The sequence below is a fragment of the Desulfopila sp. IMCC35006 genome (genome assembly GCF_005116645.1).
Taxonomy (GTDB): Bacteria; Desulfobacterota; Desulfobulbia; order Desulfobulbales; family Desulfocapsaceae; genus Desulforhopalus_A.
Genome location: NZ_SWCM01000028.1, coordinates 1 through 20854, shown reverse-complemented (window position 1 = coordinate 20854; position 20854 = coordinate 1). Strand labels below are relative to the sequence as shown.

Sequence of the window (20854 nt, the reverse complement as noted above, 5' to 3'; positions counted from 1 at the left end):
TCCCGCAATGCTTTTTGGCGGGATTGGTGAGTTGTTGACAAACTTCTTGCGCTTTTGGCAAGAAAATTATTTCGTTAATGAACTTATACCCCTCAAGGGGGCACTAAAAAGAGTCCCGCAATGCTTTTTGGCGGGATTGCATCCCACTACCTTTCCGCCAAAGGGAGGAGAACAGTAAAAGTAGTGCCATGCCCGACCTCGCTTGCGACACTGATCTTGCCATGATGCGATTCTATTATGCTTTTTACGATAGCAAGACCGAGACCGGTTCCTTGAATTTTCCGGGTGTTTGCGTCTTTTACCCGGTAAAAGCGGGTGAAAATTTTGTTCAGCTCCTCAGGAGTGATGCCAAACCCTGTATCGGCTACCTGTATTTTTAGATACTCATTCTCCTTGGCAGCAGTTATCGTTATGGCACCACCGGTCGGCGAGTATTTAATCGCATTGGTAATAAGATTTGAAAATACTTCCTCCATATTTTGCCTGTTCGCCAGGATTGATGGTAAATCTGGTGGGCAATTCAGCTGGATGGTTATCTTTTTTTCTTCTGCATAGGGGCTGTGAAAGTTTTTTTGCTCGGCAAGCAGATGCCCGATGCCAACCTGTTCTTTTTCGTGGGCAATAAGACCCGACTCTATTCTTGAAAGATCAAGGAGTTCGGTTACCAGATTGTTCAGGTTCAGGATTTTTTCCGACGCCCTTTGTAAAATTTCCTGCTGCTTGTCCGTCACCGGTCCAGCTAAGCCGTCGCTGATATTTTTCAACTGCATAAGCAGTGAATTCATCGGACTTCTGACCTCATGGGAAACCATGGATATAAAATCAGATTTCATCTGGTCCATTTTTTTCAGGGCGGTAATATCATGCAGCACTGTAATGGTACCAAGATTCTCGTTCATTCGTCCGCGAAAGGGGGCACAGCGGGCGCTGTAGAATTTTTCTTCGTTTTTGTCGATCCGTTCTATTTCCTTGGTAATTTCAACAAAGGTCTCGGGGGACATGCTGAGAGCCTGCTCTATGGATTCAAGCAGATTGTCATCATGAATAATATCGCTGACGTGCCGTCCCAGAACTTCTTCCCCATGGTAGTCTATCATGTGTAAAAAGGAGGGGTTGATCTGCACGATGAGCTTTCGGGCATCGGTGGTCATGACGCCGTCGCTCAGGCTGTTTACCATAACCCCCAGCCTGGATTTTGAATCGGCGATGTCCTGCAAAGCGCTGGTATAGCGTAGCGACTTGTCCACGACGGCGCGTAATTGGTCAGGAGTGAAAGGCTTGGGAATAAAGTCAAAAGCGCCCTTTTTCATCGCTTCGATGGAATGTTCAAGGGTCGCATAGCCGGTGATGACGATCACTACCGTGTCCGGATGGTGGCTGCGAACCTCGGAGAGCACATCGAAACCGGAAATAGTCGGCATCATCAGGTCGACCAGAACAATATCGTAATGTTTCTCTTTGATCATCTGTAGTCCGAGTTCGCCATCCGGAGCGGCGGCAACCTCAAACCCTTGGTCGGAGAGAACAAGAATGCAGGCCTCACGAATTCTTGGTTCATCGTCAATAATCAGAATTCGAGGGTTGTGGTGGGGGAGTGGGGACGAAGGGGGGGTCATTTACGCATCCTCTCTAATTCATTTGTCATGAGAAGGGAATCAATTCCAGTGCCCAGACAAGAGCGATTTCATTTTACTCAGTACGTTCTAATAGAAAACAGAGATACTCGCAATTCGAACTTATACACACTGCACCTGATTTTTCAATTCATACACTAAAAGTTAGACAGGTTCTTCAACTATTAAATAGAACTGCCTTCTCATGCTGGTACCCTTGGTGGAAAATTAAACAGAAAATACGAAAAATCGATATGTTGACGGATATTGCACCGTTTGGCAGGTGTAAACGAAGAAAAATTTATGAAAAATATCATTTTTATATGTAAAACCTTGAGGGGAAGAAAAAAAAGCTATCATATCAGCATTAATTTATTATAATGCGATTGGTTAAATCCTTTACCTATGCAAAGTTTAACCCGATAGCTGGTGCGTATCCGCAATAAACTGCCGGAAGCAACGATATGACCAGTGGTTTACTACTCGGGCCAATCTTATGGAGGATCTTTTCGTGACCATGATTACCCCCAAACAGGAGAATGCAAGCAGGATAGGATCAGTTTTAGTGGTTGGGTCAGGAATTGGGGGAATGCAGGCTGCCCTCGACCTTGCCAATAGCGGCCTTATGGTCCATATGGTCAATGATGAACCCTCCATCGGTGGAACAATGTCCAGATTGGACAAAACCTTCCCCACCGGTGACTGTGCTATGTGCATGATTTCCCCGCGCATGGTGGAGTCCAGTCGGCACCCCAATATCGAAATGCATACCTTGGCCAAGGTGGTCGGTGTCTCAGGACATGAGGGTAATTTCACCGCTACCATTGAGCAGAAAGCGCGATATGTTGATCCTGAGCGTTGCACTGGTTGCGGGGCCTGCGAGCCAAAATGCCCGTCCAAGGTTTTTAACGTCTTCAATCAGGGTCTGGATAAAAGAAAAGCCATTTACGCTCTTTTTCCGCAAGCGGTTCCCAATACCCGGGCAATCGATCCGGCGCATTGTTTGTACCTGACTAAAAATGTCTGTCGAAAATGTGAAAAAGCCTGTGAGGCCAATGCCATAAATTTTGAAGATCAGGATAAAATGATTGATATCGATGTCGGTTCGATCATTCTTACCCCTGGTCTCAAAACATATCAACCGGAAATTCGACAGGAATTTGGCTATGGTAAACTGCAAAACGTCGTTACTGCACTCCAGTTCGAACGTCTCCTCTCTGCATCCGGACCGTGTGGCGGAACGGTGGCACGGCCATCAGACGGCGCCCACCCCAAAAAATTAGCCTGGATTCAATGTGTTGGCTCGAGAAACGCCCATAATGGCAATCCATGGTGTTCTTCGGTCTGCTGCATGTACGCTGCCAAGCAGTCTATAATTGCCAACGAGCATGATAATGAAGTCCAGTCGACGATTTACTATATGGAGCTGCGTGCTTTCGGTAAAGACTTCGACAAATATATTGAAAAAGCCAAAAACGATGCCGGGGTAATCTATAAGCGGGCCATGATCGCCGAGATTGTCGAAGATCCTGCAACGAGAAACCTGCTCGTTCATTCGATTGGTGATGATGGCCGATTGGTTAAAGAAGAGTTTGACATGGTCATTCTCTCCATCGGCTTTGAGCCGCGTGAGGATGCCGCAGAGTTTGCAAAAATATTTGGCATTGCCACAGATGAATATGGTTTTGCCCAAACTTCCAAGCTTCGGCCGGTTGAGACGTCGCGAAAGGGTGTGTATGTTGCCGGCACCTATCAGGGACCAAAAGATATTCCGGAAACAGTCATACAGGGCAGTGGGGCAGCGGCGGAAGCAATGGCATTGCTTGGTGAGAGGCGGGGGACGGAGGTTAAGGAAGTCGTCCTGCCCGACGAGAGGGATATCGAGGATGAAGAGCCCAGAATTGGTGTCATTGTCTGCCATTGCGGAACCAATATTGCCGGGACTGTTGATGTTAATAAAGTCGCTGAAATGGCGGCAAAAGAACCCGGCGTTACCCATTCCGAGACGATAATCTATGCCTGTGCCCCCGACGGACAGCAGAAAATAAGGGATTTAATTAAGGAAAAAGGCTTAAACAGAGTCGTGGTGGCGTCTTGTACTCCACGCACCCATGCGCCTCTTTTTCAGGATACTATTCGGGAAGTAGGTTTGAATAAGTTCCTTTTCGAGCTGGCCGATATCCGGGAGCAGTGTTCCTGGTGCCATATGCATGAGAATGCCAATGCCACGCATAAGGCGATTGAAATCGTCAACATGAACATCGCTAAAACCAAGCGACTGGTGCCGGTCACCTGTGCATCGGTTGGCGTCAACCACACCGCCCTGGTGGTGGGTGGAGGGATAGCCGGCATGACTGCCTCTCTGTCGCTGGTCGATCAGGGGTATGGCGTGCATCTGGTCGAAAAAACCAATACTCTCGGTGGCTTACTTAAAAATGTCCGAACCAATCTGGAAGGAGATGACGTGCAGGCCTTCCTGGCAGATGTCGTGCAGAAGGTGGAAAAAAATCCGGCGATTAAAGTACATCTCGGCAGTACGGTTGAAAAAGTCGATGGGTATGTCGGCAATTTTGTAACCACACTTGCCAATAAGGATACCGTCGGTCATGGAGCGCTTCTCATTGCTTCCGGTGGCGAGGAGTACAGTCCGGTCGAATACGATTATGCGAAATCGGACAAGATAATTACCCAGCGTGAACTGGAAAACCTACTTGCCGATAAAGGTCCTGAGAATGGTAAGTGCTACGTGATGATTCAGTGTGTAGGCTCCCGGGAGGATCCGAACAATTATTGCTCCCGCATCTGTTGCCAGGATGCGTTAAAAAACAGCATTGCCATCAAGGAAAAGGCACCCGACGCTCAGGTGGTGGTCATATATCGCGATATGCGTGCGTATGGCCTGAAAGAAGATTATTATCGCCGGGCAAGGGATCTTGGTGTCCTCTTCTTTCTCTATACCCCCGATGCAAAGCCACAGGTAGAAGTTGCCGAGGATACGATCAAAGTCACCCTGGAGGGTAAGATTTTAGGTAGGGAATTGGCTATAAATGCTGATTATCTCGTTCTTTCTACCGGGTTGAGGCCGCAGCCGGATGGCGACGAGTTTGCCAAAAAATTTAAACTCACCTGTAATATCGATGGGTTCCTTTTGGAAGCCCATGTCAAACTTCGCCCCGTTGATTTTCCGAGTGAAGGCTTTTTTCTGGCTGGCCTGGCCCATGCGCCAAAAAACCTGGAAGAAACCATCAGCCAGTCGCTTGCGGCAGCAGGCCGCGCCGGGGCACTTTTGTCGCATAGCAGTCTCACTGTTTCCGGGGTGATTTCCAAGCATAACCGGGATATCTGTATGTCGTGTCTGGCCTGCGTTAAAAAATGCCCGTTTGGTGCACCGTTTATTGATGAAGACGGTCGTGTCAGTCACAATGAGGTGAAATGCACGGGGTGTGGTATTTGCGCCGGAGTCTGTCCTGCCAAGGCGTATCAGGTTAACTATTTTCGCGATGATCAAATTTTAGCTATGATAGATTCGGTGACTGAGGTGCACGAATATTGACACACTCTTTATTTTTCACGAGAGAAGTCGTGGTTGAGTCGATGCAATCATAGATGAGGTCAAGTCAAAAAGAAGGAAAGAATAATGGCGATTGACGCAGAAAAAATTGAACAACCGAAAAGTCCGGAAAAGGTACGGGATGTACCCGCAGACTGGAAGGCAAATATCATCGCCTTTGCCTGTCATTACTGTGCCTTTGCCGCCGCAGATCTCGCGGGGGTCATGAGATTGTCGTACCCGTCCAATGTGAAGGTGGTGCGACTGCCCTGTACAGGAAAACTCGATCAGATTTATCTTCTTCGTGCCTTTGAAAGAGGGGTTGACGGTGTGTTTGCTGCTGGCTGACTGGAGGGTCAATGTCATTTCCTGGAAGGAAATTTCAACGCAGTGAAAAGAGTTAAAAAGGTCAAAAAGATGTTACTCATGCTTGGAATCAACCCCGACAGGGTTGAGTTTTATAATCTCTCGGCGGCTCAGGGGCCTAGGTGGGCGGAGATTTGTACAGAATTTACGCAAAAAATCAATGCAATGGGGCCATCGCCTATATGGTTTGCACTTCAGAAGAAAAAAGATGCCTCGGGTATTGAAAAACAGGCTGCCTGACAATATTTTTGGCGGAACTGCCGTTTACTGATGGAGGAGTGGAGAAGCTATGATAATAGGAGAGCAGAAACCGTTTGAAGAAATATGGGAGATGGTTAAAGGCCACAAGCAATTGACTGTATTTGGTTGCAATACGTGTGTTGCTGTCTGTCATCAGGGTGGCAACAAGGAAGCAGAAATAATGGCTTCGCTTCTTCGTATGCGGGCGACGCAGGAAGGACTTGAGATTGACATCAAAAACGGTGGCATAGAAAGACAATGTGAACACCCGTTTTTTGAATCCGCCAAAGCATTACTGGATCAATCAGAGGCCGTTCTCAGTCTTGCCTGCGGTATCGGTGTCCAATTCGTTGCTGAAAAATACATGAACACTCCTGTCTATCCAGCTTTAAACACGACATTTTTGGGGGATGTGAAGCAGGACGGGTTTTTTACCGAGAAATGCCAGGCCTGTGGCGATTGCGTTCTGGGGGTTACCGGGGGCGTTTGTCCGGTCAGTCGCTGTTGTAAGCGTCTCTTTAACGGCCCTTGCGGTGGTTCGTCCAATGGTAAATGTGAAATTTCCAAAGATATCGACTGTGCCTGGCAGCTGGTTGTTGACCGCTTGCAGGCTTTAGGAAAAATGGATGATTATGAAAAATTAGTCCCTATTAAGGATTGGTCTAAAGATCGCGCAGGCGGACCTCGATCATTTAAGCTGGAGGACTTTTAATCGTGGAAATTAAAACAAACAGCAGACTCGAAAAGGTTTTAAAGAATGGCCATATGGCTGTTTCCAGCGAATGCGGACCACCACGATCAAGCGACCCGTCCGGGATTATCAAGAAAGGTCACCTTATTAAAAATCATGTGGATTGCATTAATATCACGGATAACCAGACCTCTGTCACCAGACTCTGCAGTCTGGCATCGTGCATTCATTTGAAAAACGAGGGACTTGAGCCTGTTTTGCAGATGGTGGTAAGAGACAGAAACCGGATAGCCCTGCAGAGCGATATTCTTGGGGCGGCCTCCTTTGGTATCAACAGTATGCTTTGTCTGTCAGGGGATCATCAAAGTTTTGGCGACCATCCCAGTGCGCAGAATGTTTTTGATCTTGATTCCATGCAACTGCTGCAGACGGTAAGATATATGCGGGATGAGGGGAAGTTTCTTGGCGGCGATGAAATAAAAGTGCCACCCAATTTGTTTGTTGGTGCAGCTGCCAACCCTTTTGCCGATCCATTTCATATCAGGGTGCCAAGGCTTGCCAAGAAAATCGCCGCCGGGGCGGAATTTATCCAGACCCAGTGCGTCTATAATCTCGAAAAGTTCGAACTGTGGATGAAAGGCGTAGTAGAGCGGGGATTGCACGAAAAGGTTTTTATCATGGCCGGGATTACCCCAATGCGTTCGGTCGGTATGGCAAAATATATGGCTCGTGCTGTTCCTGGAATGGATGTTCCAGAGGATCTGGTCAAACGGTTATCTGGAGTGCCGAAAGACAAGCAGGCTGAAGAAGGAATAACTATTGCGGTTGAGGCAATAGAGAGGTTAAAAGAGTGTACCGGGGTGAGCGGTTTTCATATTATGGCTATCGAATGGGAGGAAAAAGTCCCTGAGATTGTCGAAAGATCCGGGCTGTACCCAAGACCCGTCGTAGATTAACAGCGTTTCATTTATGGAAGATAGAGGGTTTTTATAATGTGTCAGACAAGTGTGTTGATGGAAAAAAATGGTGTGGAGGAATTGCTTCTAGAAAATGTGACCACGCTTGAGGTTCTTGAAAACGGATTGAAAATCACGACGCTGTTTGAAGGAGCCCAGGAATTTTCAGGAGTTGCTGTTCGTCGCATCGATTTTTCCGGAGGAAAGGTTTTTTTGCGTCAGCTTGAGTAGTATTGTATTTTTCTTGTTATGAGAAAAAAGAATAATTAAGACAAAGGCACTACCAACTGGAGAGAGAATGGATAACGTTGAGAAGTTGCGCGTCATGCTGCAACATTGGATAGAACACAATAAAGGCCATGTAGAAGAATTTGAAAAATGGCGTCAGACCATGACCGAAGAAGGAAAAACTGCACTGGCTGACCATATTGCCGAAGCGGTAAAGACCATGGCGACGGTCAATGCCCAGCTCGAAAAAGCATTGGGCGCAGCTGGTGGCGCCAAACCACAAGACGATGAGGATCACCATCACCACCACGGTCATCACCACCATCACCATTAGGATCCAGGAGTTTTTTTCTGGTGTTGTTTAAAACAAAGCGGAGGCAACGAACTTTTGTTCGTTGCCTCCGCTTCTTGTTTCCTGCAGGTAACCAGGTTGTTTTGACTTAGTCGCTATATCCCCAAACTCTTTTTGGCAGAGGTGAGGGTGTTCTTCATCAACATGGCAATGGTCATCGGGCCAACACCACCTGGAACGGGAGTGATCTTGCCGGCGATTTCTTTCGCTTTTTCGAAGTCGACGTCGCCCTTCAAGATAGCTTTGCCGGTTTTTTCATTCATGCCGACACGGTTAACCCCAACATCGATAACGGTTGCACCCGGCTTGATCCATTCCGGTTTAACCAGATCCGGAACACCGGCAGCAACGATGAGGATATCCGCGCGTTTGCAATGCGCAGCAAGGTCTTTGGTGCGGGTATGGACGATGGTTACCGTAGCGTTGGCGCCCTTTCCTTTCTGGGCCATCATCATGGCAATCGGTTTACCGACGATATTGGAGCGTCCGACGACAACCACTTCCGCGCCTGATGTCTCGGTACCGGAACGGACAATCATTTCCTGGATGCCGGCCGGAGTACAAGGCAGGAACCGTACCTCGTCGCCGCCGATCATCAAACGACCGACATTGACGGGGTGAAAGGCGTCGACGTCTTTATCTGGATCAATGGCATTGAGAACCTTTTTGTCATCAATGTGCTTCGGTAGAGGGAGTTGAACGAGAATGCCATGAATATTTGGATCCTTGTTGTATTTATCAATCAAGGCCAGGAGGTCGGCTTCGGAAATATCCACCGGCTGGTCATCCTGAATCTCGTGAAAGCCGCAGCTTATGGCGGTCTTAACCTTCAGCGTTACATAGCTGATTGATGCCGGGCTGCTGCCAACAAGGATGGTAACGAGACCAGGTACTTTACCGTGTTTGGCTTTCATGTCAGCAACTTCCTGCGTAATTTCCGCGAGAATTGCTTTGCGTATTTCAGTGCCACTAATTATTTCAGCAGTCATTTTTATGTGAGCTCCTCTAAAAATTGTCGAGTTGTCGTATCGAGAGCAATGCTCTGTCCGTTTGGGAGAATCTATTCTCCCAAACGGACGTTCTCAAAAAGAAAGGGGCGTTTAGAATACACCCTCAACCTTACCGGTTTCGACATCAACATCGACTCGCTTGAATGCAGGATTTGAGCTGGTTCCCGGCATGAGGCTGATTGTTCCGGCGACGGGTACGATAAAGCCGGCACCGCCGTAGGTCAGTACTTCCCTGATAGTCAGGCGCCATTTAGTGGGGACACCTTTCAGGGTAGGATTGTCGGACAGAGAGAGGTGCGTTTTAACCATGCACATTCCCATTTTCGACAGAACAGGGTCTTTCTGGATTCTGGCGATGGCTTTGTTGGCATCGGCGGAATAGTCAACGCCGTCGGCGCCGTATACTTCCTTGGCGATAAGCTCGATTCTCTCCTTGATAGGCATATCCAGCTCGTAGAGGAATTTGAAGTCACTCTTGTCTTCGCAGGCTTCAACAACAGTTTTAGCGAACTCAATAGCGCCGTCACCGCCTTTTTCCCAATGTCTGGAAAGAGCAACACGGGCACCTTCGGCCTCGCACAGTTCACGAACCTTGGCGATTTCAGCATCCGTATCCGTATAGAAGGCATTGATACAAACGACCGGAGCAATTCCTGCTTTGCGGACGTTTCTGATGTGGTGGATGAGGTTGGCACAGCCATCTGCCACCCAGCCAACGTTCTCGGTGTTATATTCTACCGGCATCGGCTTGCCGGGAACCGGTACCGGTGCTCCACCGTGGCACTTAAGCGCGCGGATAGTGGCAACAACAACGGCACAGTCGGGTTTTAATCCAGAGTAGCGGCATTTAAGATTCCAGAATTTTTCAAAACCGATATCGGCGCCGAATCCGGACTCGGTGACGTGGTAATCAGCGAGTTTAAGGCCGATTCTATCAGCGATAATAGAGCTCTGGCCGATTGCGATGTTGGCAAAGGGCCCGGCGTGAACGATAACCGGCTGGCCTTCGAGGGTCTGCATCAAAGAAGGATTGAGAGCGTCTACCATCCAGGCCGTCATAGCACCGGCAACCTGGAGATCTTCGGTTGTAACCGGCTTACCTTTTTTGGTATAGGCGACAACAATTTTGCCCATTCTCTCCCGCATGTCCTTCAGGTCCGTGGCGATAGCAAGAATGGCCATAACCTCGGAGGAAACCGCGATGCCGAATTTGGACTTCATCATGAAACCGTCGGATTTGCCGTTGACACCGTCAATACCGATAATGATATTGCGCAGGGCCTGACAGCAGAAATCCATAATCCAGCCCATCTCGACGTTGGTTGGATCGATATCCAGACGTTTCATGCCGGACAGTCTTTCCAGCTGCTCGTCGTCATAGTTTCTTTCATGCTGGAGGCGGGAGGTCAGGGCAACCATGGCAAGGTTGTGGGCGTTCATGATGGCGTTGATATCACCGGTGAAGCCCAGAGAGAAAGGCGTAAGTGGAATACACTGGGCCAGACCGCCGCCGGCAGCCGAACCTTTAATGTTCATGGTTGGTCCGCCTGATGGCTGACGAATGGCTGCACAAACACTTTTGCCTATCTTGCCAAGACCCTGAACGAGGCCCATAGAGGAAGTCGATTTACCTTCGCCGAGCGGTGTCGGCGTAATTGCGGTGACGTCAATATATTTTCCGTCTGGTTTGTCTTTTAACCGTTCAAGAACTTTACGAAAATCAATTTTTGCAATGTAATGGCCCTGGGGAAGCAATTCTTCCTTGGTTAATCCAAGTTTTTCGCCGATCTCGTAGATCGTCAGCATCGTTTTTTCTGCGTCCTGCGCAATCTCCCAATCTGCATGTTTGGTAGGATCTAAAACCATGATTCACTCCTTTGTTAGATTGAGGCTCGGGTTGAGCCAAGTTTAAAAAACGGCTTTCATACTTTTTGGTGGAGCAGTAAAAAATATATACTACGAAGAACCAACAACCGGATTCGGTTATGAGTGAGATGAGAGGAAGAACTACGTGCTGAATGAATCATAAAATATTTCTCCAGTAGACCAATTCGATACTACCTGGGCAAGCCACAGCCGTGACCCTTTGTCCTGACTCAACAACAGAAAATTCGTACCATAAAACTTGATGATTATCAATTGCTTTTCATCGAAAAGAATCTGCATTTACGTACTCGTACTTCATATACGTGCTGATGCAGATCAAGAGATATTATCGGATTTCAACATGATTGGCAATGATTCAATTTCACCATCATTTTCATTGTGGTTCGATACGCTGTCCGACGCCATGGTGTCTGTTGCAGCTTATAACAGCACCACAAAAGGGCTGCATTCCAGGCACGGTAACTCATTACGACAGACAGGACCGGTCAATTGGTTGAATTATTTTTTTCCGGTGGTTTCTCAGCGACAACCGTTGCGGGAAATTGTTGGATATCTCCTTCGAGGGTTATGAGAGTCCAGGTGCCATCGTGGTCGCATGCCTTGATCAGACACTCCACCGTGACGCCACTTTTCAGGGCCAGAGAACAATCCTCGTTGACATTTCGGTTAATAATCGATTGGAAGGGCGTGTTCTGAGCTATTTTTCTGAATTCAGCTAGTGCATTTTCAAAGCGTACTATCCTGGCAAATTCTTCAGGATCGTTTTTTTTCAGTTCCTGCCGCAGGACTTCTATTTCTTTTTTTCGTGCAGCGATTAGGGTAATTGTTGCCTCAATTTCAGCCTGGCGGTCTGAGGGAATGGAAAAAAGAATCTGTTTCTGTATTTCCACATCGGCTTCAATGTAGTTTATTTTCTTCAACAGGGCTTCTGTTTTCAAGTGTGTCATGATATGTCCGGTGGTAAGGAATAAGATTATTTAACATAAGAGACGTATTAAGAATGTGAGATAGTGCTACGATTTTTGTGATTGTGCAAGGGGTTAATCGAAATCACCGTTCTCACCGCTGTATTTGCAGCGACATAAAATTGAGTTTCCATTGTGGTACAGGATGATGAAATCAGAGATTTTCCTTATAGTTTTACCTGTTTTCCTGGTGATCGGACTTGGCTTCAGTCTAAAGAGGACCGGCCTTGTGAACAGCGAATTTTTGTTCAGTCTGAACCGGTTAATCTATTATGTCGCTCTCCCGGCTTTGCTTTTTTATAAAATTGCCACGGCCGATTTTCTCACCAGTTTTAACGGGCCGTTATTAACTGGTATGGTCGGAAGCGTCCTGGTCATTTTTGGACTCAGTTATGGTTACGGGAGTTTTCGTGGATATCAACCGTCAATACATGGAACATTTTGCCAGGGTGCTTTTCGAGGCAATCTGGCCTACATCGGTCTGGCTATTATTTATAATGCCTATGGAGAGCGAGGATTTGCCGTTGCCGGTATTCTGCTTGGTTTTTTGGTACCCTTATTTAATTTCCTTTCAGTGGTGGCATTGATCCTGCCTAATCGTCGAGACAGCTACAATATGGGAATGTTTATATGGGTAAAGCAGATCGGCTCCAATCCGCTTATTCTGGCATCCTTTTGCGGTATTCTCTGGAGTATTCTGGCACTCCCTTTGCCGCATATAATAGACAGGGCGCTAGGAATCATCACCGGAATGTCGCTTCCTCTGGCTCTTATCTCCATTGGTGCTTCGTTTTCGTTTAACAAATTGCGGGGAGATCTCGGTGTTGCAGCCTTATCAACATGTTTTAAGGTGATTATAATGCCGGTGCTGACTGGCGCGATCCTTATTTATTCAGGGGTTCGTGGTCAGGATCTGGGCATTGGGGTTCTGTTGGCTGGTACGCCGACCGCAACCGCAGCATATATTATGGCCCAGCAGCTTGGCGGCGATGCTGAACTTGCCGGTGCCATTATCATGCTCTCAACCCTCTGTTCGCTCGCCACATATAGTTTGGCCCTCTATTTGCTCCACATGCTCGGAGTGTAACAATTCAATCCAATATATTGCCTCTTGTCTATAGTTTCGGCACAAATCATTATGGGATTACCACTAAAGTTCAGCTTGGAAGGTTCAGAGGGATATGAGATGCCCTTGGCACGGGTGTTCCGCAGCCTGGATGGCTGCGGTCAAGCCCCCAGGGATGGGTTTATGGCGTCCCGTGTACAGGGCACCTCATATTCCCATCTAGCTGAGGTTTGATGGTAATCACAAATCATTATTGGATTTTCTGCCTGTTTTTATCTCCTCAGAACTTTTCGATCATCGGCACTCAGGATTAATTCCTGGAAAGAAAGTTGTAGTGCGTCTCAATAAACGGTAGAGTAAAGAAAGGAAGTGGTTAATCTGACATATCTAAAATTTGCCACAGTTCATCCAAAAAATGAAATGGTGGTTTATAGTTCGAATTGTACGTTTTATCGGGCAGGAAGCCAGCGTGAGAATCCGGTGTCGAATCTGTAACAGGATGTAGTTGTGCTGTGTTAATGGTGAGGTGAAGAACCGAAGACAACATAGATTCTGGTTCTGTTGAATGATTTCTAAAAATTATTCCGTATTGCAGGATGAATAAAGCTCAACCCCCTCAAAAGAGTACTCCACTACTTTCAAATGACAAACTCGTCGCCTTTATCGAGGCTTTGTATCGGATATTCAAGGTAGGGATATACTATCCCACGGGCCATACGGTACTGGATCAATCGGCAAACAAATGTATCCAACAACTGCGAGAGATATCTCCGACTTTGGAATGTGTCACTATCTCGATAGGTCGAGACACTCTTTTGGTGGAAAACATAGCATTACCGGAAACATCGACGTCGGTAAGAGATTTACACCTGTTGCTTGAGAAGCTCGGTATCCGATCCATTGAACTGCAAATATTTATATCCTTCAAGCAGCTCTTATTTTTTATCAAGAAATTGCTGGCCTGGCGTATGCAGCTTGAGAGCACGCAAGCCTTTATTACTTTTGATGTGACTGATCTGCCGAATGGGATTCGTCTCGAGCAGCAGGAGTTTTTTGTTGACGAGAGATCAATTGTCAATGAAAGCTCGGAGCATGATTTTAAAGGCAAGCTTGATGAAATGTGCCTTGCCCTTGGAGAGCAGGGATTAAATAAGCAGCAGGTGGAGCAATGCCGAGTATTTTTAGAAAAAATATCTGAGCAGCAGGAAGGGAATAAAAAAAAGGAGATTCAAGGTTTTCCCAATGCTACATGGGATGATGTGCAATCCCTTTTGTACAAGATAGTAACCGGGGCATATTCTATCGATAAACAGCAGTATGAAGCACTTGCTACCAATGACATTAATGTTATCGGATCTATCTTCCAAAACCTGGAGTTGAGTCTTACTGATAAGAAGTCGAAAGAAACGATAAAATTTCTACTGTCTCATTTGACTGGCAGAGGCGCTGATCACGTCAAGATGGAAGTCAAGCCGGGCCGTCCGAATACAAAGATGCGTCAGCTGCTTGCCGATGATGAAAAATTAACTGTTTCTGAATTAAAAGCTTTTATTTACGAGAATAAAATCCCTCTGAAAGTCCTGGAAAAAATCACCTCGGTGGACCATAGTGAAGAATTGTCCATCCTTTTGCAGTTGATAACACCTGACGTTAATAATCAGTTGAACGAAAAGCTCGAACAGAGGCTGAAAACCATTCTGAGAGGCAATCTCAACGAAAGGGAAAAAGAGATTTTGACCAGTGGCATTCTGCAGTTCGCCGATAAAGGGGATGGCAAAAATTTTCGATCTCTGCTGACCCTGGTATTACATACCTTGCGAGATTCTGGACACTTTAATTCGCTTGAACTCCTGGTCGGGCTTTGGAGTCAGGTATCTGCCGCAACGCAGATACCGCTCTGGCCATTTCTGGTTAACGAGTTGCTGGTCACTGGCCGTGGAGAGAGAAGGGAACTTTTTCTCAAAGCAACCGAAATAGCATCACAGATGCATATTGACAGGATGCGGAAGCTTGCTCTTCAGTTGGAAGAAATGGATGCCTTCAAGGAAAAAAAAGTGGCTTTAAATATCTTCAATCCGAAGTATGTTTTTTCCTATAAGCTCTTCGTCTTTCTCTTGGAAACTTCTCTTGAGAATATTGTTGCCGGAATTACTTTCACCGCCCTTCGGGATAAACCGCAAGACTCGCTCTTTGAGGCAGTGGGTCCTCTGATGGATATCTCGAGACCAACCCACCTTGAATTTTTCCGGTCATACCTTGCGCAGGCACACTTAATGGAACCGCCACTTGCTCTAAAAATGGCGGCTGGTCAGATTATTCTGGAGTTTCTGCAAAACATCTCCGACGCAGAGAAGGAAATGCCATGGCTCCAGAAAACTATTGCAGCAACAGCCGGGTTGTATGTCAAAGGCTTACAGGAGATGCTTCGCAAAATAGTAAAAGAAAGAAAGATGGGCGTATTGCCGACATGGCCGAAAAACTGCCGAATCGCTGCCGAGGCAACCCTGAAATCGCTGAAAAGACCATCTTTGTCGGAACTCCTTTAGGGCGGGATGTTTATGATAGACAATATTAACAATATTATTATGTTACTTTGCAAGGGGATGGCGAATAGAAAGCTCTATTTTTCCGATCATCCCCGGGTCAATTCTTATGGGTCGGAAATCATTGATCTGGCTAACGATCATTTTCGGTCGACCGGATCGAGTGAGCTTTTTATCGGTATTGTTGACGGATTCTTTATCTTTGACGGTAAACGTGTCTTCGGGCCCTCAGTGACCGGGAAACAATTGATTCAATTTGCCGAGAGGCTTTATTCCGGTGGCTTTGCCCTGCAAAAAGGTATCAAAATTGGTGATCTGCAAAAATTTTTTGATATCACTGCAAACCGCGGAGTACCGGTTAAAACAATCGCCGAAGCTCGGACTTTATTTACCAACAGTGGCATAAAAAATATCAGAATTGCCGAACCGTTTTCGGATCAGGTCGGTAACATAAAACGGGATACCGCCAAAGCCTGGGAAGGGCAGGCTGTCAGTAAAGGCCTGCCGTCGCCAACTTTTCTCTATCAGGAATTATATGATGTTGTTTCAAATGCCTATGGAGATGCCGCTTTCGATCGGACCATAGACATTGATAAAGCCCGTTCGGTAAGTGAATTTATGCTGCGTTATATCCAGTCGAGTTTTGCCGATGTGATGCAGCATGTCCATTATGCCGACTACGATAGTTATACGGTTGGTCATTCTGTTCGTGTGGCCTCTCTTGCCGTTTATGTGGGATCCGCTATGCAATGGTCGAAAAAGGATCTGCTGGCAATCGGCTCTGCCGCCCTTCTGCATGATATTGGCAAGAGCAGGATTCCTGATGAAATTCTCCTCAAGAAGGGTAAGTTGACCGATGAGGAATTTGCCGTCATTCGTGACCACCCAAGGGCAGGGGCTGAGATTCTCTCTGAGCAGAAAGATGTTTCTGATCTAGACCTGGCTGCATGCTGGGGCCATCATATTCGCTACGATGGTGGAGGGTATCCACGGCAACCGGGGTGGGCGGTGCGACATCCTGTTACAGCCCTGCTGCAGATATGTGATGTTTTCGAGGCGCTGACCGCAGTGCGTCCGTACAAGGAGGCTTTAGATCCGCGAGGCGCCTATACAATAATGCTTGCCGACAGAGGTGGTTTCCATCCGGGTTTACTGGCTGCTTTTATATCTATGGTGGGAATGTACCCACCTGGAACCTATGTCAGGCTTTCGGACAGAAGGGTCGGAATGGTGACTGAGGTGGGCGAGCATATCGACAGACCAAAGGTCCTGATCACTGCCTCAAAGATAGGCGAACCCCTGGACGAAAACGATCGGTATATGGTCGATTTAACTGAGCTCCAGTCGCAGTCTCTCAGCGTCGACCGCCTGTTGCTTAATTTTATTGGCTAGCAGGTGGCACAGCACGAAACATCGGGCCGTTCGGGAAACGAGAACGACCCGGTTTTTTGTTTTATAAATTGTCCGCCGTGATTATTGCAGGTGTTTCAATGCTATGTTCAGCATTCGACGCACGGGTTCGGCGGCGCCCCAGAGGAGTTGATCGCCCACCGTAAAAGCAGTCAAGTATTCTGGACCGATGTTCATTTTATGGATACGACCGACCGGGACGGTTAGTGTTCCCGATACCTTTACCGGGGTGAGGTCCTCGGAACTGCGTTGTCGCTCATTAGGGATAACCCTGACCCATTCATTGTGGCCGGCGATGATCTGCTCGATTTCTTCTATGCTGATATTTTTTTTCAGCTTGATAGTAAGAGCCTGAGAATGGCAACGCATAGCACCGATTCGCACACAGAGTCCATCAATCGGGATTATCCGGTCGGGGTTGTTACCGAGTATTTTGTTGGTTTCGGCTATGCCTTTCCATTCTTCCTTGGATTGACCGCCCGCAACCGGCACATCAATCCACGGGATAAGACTGGCCGCCAGGGGGACGCCCCAGTTGTCCATGGTGAGTGAACCGTCATTGAGCGTAGCGGTGATTTTTTTGTCGATATCAAGAATAGCAGAAGACGGATCGGCAAGAAGATCCTTGACGCCGCTTTGCAGTTGACCCATCTGGCAGATCAGCTCACGCATATTCTGTGCGCCTGCCCCGCTGGCCGCCTGATAGGTCATCGAACTGATCCATTCAACCAGCTGGTGCTGAAAAAGACCACCGATTGCCATCATCATCAGCGACACAGTACAGTTGCCGCCAATATAGTTTTTGATCCCCTGGCTGAGAGCCTTGTCGATCACTGACCGGTTAACTGGATCAAGAACGATTATGGCATCGTCGTTCATCCTCAGCGTCGATGCCGCATCAATCCAGTATCCATTCCATTTATTGCGGAGTGGCCCATAGATTTTCGATGTGTACCCCCCGCCCTGACATGAGACGATGATATCCATATCCGCCAGTCGTTTTATATCCATAGCATCTTCAAGAGGAGATGCGCCGGAACCGACATCGGGACCATCCTGACCAATCTGGGAAGTAGTGAAAAATACCGATTCAAACCCTTGAAAATCTTGTTCGGTCTGCATCCGTTCCATAAGAACAGAACCTACCATTCCTCGCCAGCCTATAAATCCTACCTTCAACATTGCAGACTCCGTGAATGAAATTGTACGTATTAGTGACTTAGAAAAATATTTTTTGTATTTTTCACAAGGAAAATTTTTCGTGAAGGAACTTATACCCGCCAAGCGAGTACTGAACAGAGCACCCGCCAAGCGAGTACTGAAAAAAGTCCCGCAAAGCTTTTTGGCGGGGTTAGTGACTTACTTCTTTAAATTCTTCATAAAAAAATAAGAAAACAAGAGTTCTTTTAACACTAATAATGTGAATATACCACCAAGGCTCTTACATCCCTCAAAAGGCATGAAACAGAATCACGACTTATCTCCCGTTTATCGGGGGTAGAACTTTGTGGCAGCCATTTCCCCAGGGTAAAGAAAATACGATAAGTTGGTATTTATACATAAATCGTCCAAGAAAAGCGCGAGAAAAAATTATCTGAGTACCCCTCAAGCTCAGCTTGTCGAAATGGAAGGGTGTGGGCTGTTTGTTTTACGGGTCTCTGCAGCCAAGGATGGCTGCAGCGAAGCCCTCGGGGATGGGTTTACCGCGTCCCGGGAAACGAACAGCCCACACCCTGGTTAAGTAGCTGAACATTAAGGGTAATCAGAAAAAATTATGGGGTTGTTATCGGCGGCTGTTTCTCGGCTGAGGGAGAAGAAAAAAGTGTATACCCAAGGATAAACGACCCGCCAAGAATAGCGACATCGGCAAAGTTGAAAATACCTGTTCGAAAATCGCCGATACCCATACTTAAAAAATCAGTGACTCCTCCATTGTGCAGCAGTCGATCCAGAAGATTCGCGGCACCGCCGCCGGTCACAAAGGCCAGAGGGATATCGTGGCGAAATGTTCTTTTGTTGAAACCAAAAAGATACAGAAGACAGCCGAGAAGAAGTAAAGCGACGCAGACATTAAGAAAGAAAAATCGGCTTGTTTCTGAGAAATTATTGACGATACCCAGGAAACCGCCGTAGTTTTGGATAAGAGTAAATTTTAAAAAACTGTTGAAAAAAGTAACGTCCCCAGCTGTTGTAAGGAATTTTTCTGCCAGATATTTAGTGTAATAATCAGCACAGATCACGACCAGGAGGAAGGCTGCGGGGAGCACACCACCATTTTGCCTGAGCGGGTGCATCTTTTGGCTAAGCCACATGATAGAATCCTTTAATCAGAAGAAGTACATACTCAAGCTACATTATTGGCAGAAAAGGCTGAATGTCAAATAATGGGGCAGATGCAGTTCGTTGTCTGGTCTATAAAGAAGTTGCGCCTGTCCAGGGAGTTCGATACAGTAGGCGAGTTTGTAATACACACCAAGTTCATAGCGAAACATAATATGCAGCATGCACGCCGCAGAGGAGAAATATGTTAAAAATAGGTATTATAGGTGGTTCCGGGCTCGATGATCCGGATATCTTGCTGGAACCGAAAGAGGTGGAAGTGGATACCGAGTATGGCAAACCATCCTCATCATTGATGGCCGGTAAGATTGGCGGGGTTGAAACGGTAATTCTGGCCCGACATGGTAGAAACCATCAATATAGCCCCGGGCAGGTCAATAATCGAGCCAATATTATGGCGTTGAAAAAGATTGGGGTGAGTCATATCATAGCCACAACTGCCTGTGGCAGCCTCAGGGCGGAAATAGATCGTGGTCATTTGGTCATTCTCGATCAATTTATCGATTTTACCCGTTTCAGGAAAAACACCTTCTTTGACTCTTTTGTCGGTGGGGTGCACCATACCACCATGGCCCGGCCTTTTGATGAAGAATTGCGGGGCACCTTATTCGACACAGGACTGGCACTTGGCTTGAACCTCCATCCCAAAGGATGTGTGGTCACCATTGAGGGACCGCGTTTTTCCACCGTGGCGGAATCACAGATGTTTCGATTATGGGGTGCAGATGTTATCAACATGTCGACAGCGCCTGAGGCAATGCTGGCGAATGAGGCTGAGATCCCTTATGCCGCCGTGGCTATGTCTACTGATTACGACTGCTGGAAACTTGATGAACAGCCCGTCACCTGGGACGAGATTATTGCTGTGTTTCAGCAAAACGCAGATAATGTCAAGAAGCTTCTCGTCAAAGTGATAGAACAATTTCAATAAACAGGAAAATTGAGGAACAAGATGGATTTGAAAAAATGTGTGCGGAGTATTGTCGACTGGCCTATTCCGGGAGTTATCTTTCGCGATTTAACAACGTTGATGAGTGATCCGGAAGCCTTTAGAGAAACCTGCGATATCTTTTATGAGCGGTATCGGCAAAAAAAGATTGATAAGATCGTTGGCATTGATGCCAGAGGTTTTGTCTTTGGTGCTGTGTTGGCCTATAAATTGGGTATAGGTTTTGTTCCGGTGCGCAAAAAAGGTAAACTCCCCCATGAGACTATCGAAGAAGTCTATACCCTGGAATATGGTTCGGGGACAATGGAGATTCATAAGGATGCGATAATTGAAGGCGAAAAAGTTGTCATCATCGATGATCTCATCGCAACGGGCGGGACTATCGGGGCAACTGTTAAGCTCGTTAAAAAACTCGGCGGTGATATTGTCGAGTGCGCATTTATTATTGAACTGCCGGATCTCAAGGGGAGGGCACAGATAACCGATTGTGCAATCTTTTCGTTAATGGAGTTTGCCGGCGAATAGCAAAAAAGGCTAACCCAGCCATACCGAAAGATTTAGAACGACAAAAGCCCCGGCAGGAATCTGCTGGGGCTTTTGCTTTATAAAAAACGGCGATGACCTACTCTCCCACACAGTCGCCCGTGCAGTACCATCGGCGCTAAAGAGCTTAACTTCCGTGTTCGGA

The 20854-nt window shown here is 47.0% G+C and carries 17 protein-coding genes and 1 rRNA gene; 11 read left to right on the top strand and 7 right to left on the bottom strand.

Translation table 11 applies throughout. The features are described 5' to 3' along the window. Positions 1-146: 146 nt before the first annotated feature. A complete protein-coding gene (locus tag FCL47_RS23860; protein ID WP_136816236.1) occupies positions 147-1616 on the bottom strand; it encodes an ATP-binding protein in 1470 nt (489 codons plus the stop codon). Positions 1617-2109: 493 nt separating this feature from the next. On the opposite strand from FCL47_RS23860, the gene FCL47_RS23855 reads away from it, so the two are divergent. The 6 genes from FCL47_RS23855 to FCL47_RS23825 all read left to right on the top strand — a co-directional run bounded on the left by FCL47_RS23855 (position 2110) and on the right by FCL47_RS23825 (position 7978). Then, entirely contained in the window at positions 2110-5166 is a 3057-nt protein-coding gene (locus tag FCL47_RS23855) for an FAD-dependent oxidoreductase (protein WP_370459591.1), read from the top strand. 105 nt (positions 5167-5271) lie between these two features. Beyond that, a complete protein-coding gene (locus FCL47_RS24645; protein WP_370459592.1) occupies positions 5272-5769 on the top strand; it encodes a hydrogenase iron-sulfur subunit in 498 nt (165 codons plus the stop codon). Between the two features lie 49 nt (positions 5770-5818). Next, complete coding sequence (locus FCL47_RS23840) at positions 5819-6481, top strand: methylenetetrahydrofolate reductase C-terminal domain-containing protein (protein WP_136816233.1); 663 nt, start codon at positions 5819-5821, stop codon at positions 6479-6481. A gap of 2 nt (positions 6482-6483) precedes the next feature. Beyond that, on the top strand, positions 6484-7416 hold the full coding sequence (locus FCL47_RS23835) for a methylenetetrahydrofolate reductase (protein WP_136816232.1): 933 nt from the start codon (positions 6484-6486) through the stop codon (positions 7414-7416). Positions 7417-7452: 36 nt separating this feature from the next. Further along, the gene (locus FCL47_RS23830; protein WP_136816231.1) at positions 7453-7647 is read left to right on the top strand and encodes a CooT family nickel-binding protein; all 195 of its coding nucleotides are present in this window, start codon (positions 7453-7455) and stop codon (positions 7645-7647) included. A 67-nt stretch (positions 7648-7714) separates the two neighbouring features. Then, positions 7715-7978 carry a hypothetical protein gene (locus FCL47_RS23825; RefSeq protein WP_136816230.1) on the top strand — a complete coding sequence of 88 codons (264 nt, stop codon included), beginning with the start codon at positions 7715-7717 and terminating at the stop codon, positions 7976-7978. A gap of 113 nt (positions 7979-8091) precedes the next feature. Here the strand turns inward: FCL47_RS23825 and folD are convergent, their stop codons facing one another. The 3 genes from folD to FCL47_RS23810 all read right to left on the bottom strand — a co-directional run bounded on the left by folD (position 8092) and on the right by FCL47_RS23810 (position 11840). Next, positions 8092-8985, bottom strand: coding sequence for a bifunctional methylenetetrahydrofolate dehydrogenase/methenyltetrahydrofolate cyclohydrolase FolD (gene folD / locus FCL47_RS23820; RefSeq protein WP_136816229.1), 894 nt, complete (start codon positions 8983-8985; stop codon positions 8092-8094). 111 nt (positions 8986-9096) lie between these two features. Beyond that, entirely contained in the window at positions 9097-10872 is a 1776-nt protein-coding gene (locus tag FCL47_RS23815; RefSeq protein WP_136816228.1) for a formate--tetrahydrofolate ligase, read from the bottom strand. 506 nt (positions 10873-11378) lie between these two features. Next, positions 11379-11840 (bottom strand): hypothetical protein, encoded by a 462-nt coding sequence (locus FCL47_RS23810; protein ID WP_136816227.1) that lies wholly within the window; start codon positions 11838-11840, stop codon positions 11379-11381. Positions 11841-12003: 163 nt separating this feature from the next. Here FCL47_RS23810 and FCL47_RS23805 point away from each other — a divergent pair, with 163 nt between their 5' ends. From FCL47_RS23805 to FCL47_RS23795, 3 genes are all read left to right on the top strand, one after another. Next, entirely contained in the window at positions 12004-12945 is a 942-nt protein-coding gene (locus tag FCL47_RS23805; RefSeq protein WP_240744351.1) for an AEC family transporter, read from the top strand. Between the two features lie 797 nt (positions 12946-13742). Next, positions 13743-15470 carry a hypothetical protein gene (locus FCL47_RS23800; RefSeq protein ID WP_136816226.1) on the top strand — a complete coding sequence of 576 codons (1728 nt, stop codon included), beginning with the start codon at positions 13743-13745 and terminating at the stop codon, positions 15468-15470. Positions 15471-15482: 12 nt separating this feature from the next. Then, a complete protein-coding gene (locus FCL47_RS23795; RefSeq protein ID WP_167496624.1) occupies positions 15483-16859 on the top strand; it encodes an HD-GYP domain-containing protein in 1377 nt (458 codons plus the stop codon). An 81-nt stretch (positions 16860-16940) separates the two neighbouring features. Here FCL47_RS23795 and asd read toward each other — a convergent pair whose 3' ends face one another. After that, complete coding sequence (gene asd / locus FCL47_RS23790; RefSeq protein WP_136816224.1) at positions 16941-18059, bottom strand: aspartate-semialdehyde dehydrogenase; 1119 nt, start codon at positions 18057-18059, stop codon at positions 16941-16943. 590 nt (positions 18060-18649) lie between these two features. Further along, positions 18650-19189, bottom strand: coding sequence for a signal peptidase II (locus FCL47_RS23785; RefSeq protein WP_136816223.1), 540 nt, complete (start codon positions 19187-19189; stop codon positions 18650-18652). Between the two features lie 212 nt (positions 19190-19401). Here FCL47_RS23785 and mtnP point away from each other — a divergent pair, with 212 nt between their 5' ends. Together mtnP and FCL47_RS23775 are read left to right on the top strand one after the other, a co-directional pair. Further along, entirely contained in the window at positions 19402-20148 is a 747-nt protein-coding gene (gene mtnP, locus FCL47_RS23780; protein WP_136816222.1) for an S-methyl-5'-thioadenosine phosphorylase, read from the top strand. A gap of 21 nt (positions 20149-20169) precedes the next feature. Then, entirely contained in the window at positions 20170-20691 is a 522-nt protein-coding gene (locus tag FCL47_RS23775; protein ID WP_136816221.1) for an adenine phosphoribosyltransferase, read from the top strand. A gap of 84 nt (positions 20692-20775) precedes the next feature. On the opposite strand, the gene rrf is transcribed toward FCL47_RS23775, so the two are convergent. Beyond that, a 5S ribosomal RNA gene (gene rrf / locus FCL47_RS23770) occupies positions 20776-20854 on the bottom strand; the annotation flags it as partial.